This window comes from Vibrio sp. 1580, from assembly GCF_033340055.1.
The window spans coordinates 1-771 of sequence record NZ_JAWOVT010000211.1 but is presented as its reverse complement, the minus strand read 5'-3'; the positions used below and the strand labels follow the sequence as shown (position 1 = coordinate 771).

General features: G+C 48.9%; 2 protein-coding genes. Both read left to right on the top strand.

The window, feature by feature from the left end:
• Positions 1–517, top strand: a 517-nt coding sequence (locus R7093_RS25080; RefSeq protein ID WP_318146999.1) for a chemotaxis protein CheB, incomplete at its 5' end; no start/stop codon positions are given.
• 8 nt (positions 518–525) lie between these two features.
• Positions 526–771: ParA family protein (locus R7093_RS25075; RefSeq protein WP_318146998.1), on the top strand; the 246-nt coding region annotated here is incomplete at its 3' end.

Sequence of the window (771 nt, the reverse complement as noted above, 5' to 3'; positions counted from 1 at the left end):
TCTTACTCGTCTGCCGATGAACTACCCACACCCAATCGTGCTGATTCAGCATATGCCTGCGACATTTACGGCGGCATTTGCAAGTCGATTGAACACGTTGTGTAAGATCCAAGTGAAAGAAGCACAAGACGGTGATGTGTTACAAGCTGGCGTGGCTTACCTAGCGCCAGGCGGCAAGCAAATGATGATTGATGGTCGTGCAGGTGCTGCTCGCCTTCGCATTATTGATGGCGGTGATCGCATGAACTACAAACCGTGTGTGGATGTGACCTTTGGCTCGGCGGCGAAAGTTTACGGCGACAAAGTGCTTTCTATGGTGCTCACCGGAATGGGTGCAGATGGCCGAGAAGGTGCACGTATGCTGAAATCGGCAGGCTCAACCATTTGGGCACAAGACGAAGAAAGCTGTGTGGTTTACGGTATGCCTCAAGCTGTTGCTAAAGCGGGCATTTCTTCTGAAGATTTACCTCTTGACCGAATTGCAGAACGCATGATGGTGGAAGTGGGTTTAGCGTAGGATAAATCATGATCGTTTGGAGTGTAGCTAACCAAAAAGGTGGGGTAGGTAAAACCACATCAACAGTGACACTAGCAGGTTTGTTGAGCCAGAAAGGTCATCGTGTATTGATGGTCGACACCGATCCTCATGCGTCACTGACGACTTATCTTGGTTACGACTCAGATACCGTGTCATCAAGCTTGTTCGATCTGTTTCAGCTAAAGACGTTCACTCGCGATACGGTTAAGCCGTTGATCTTAGAAACTGAGTTG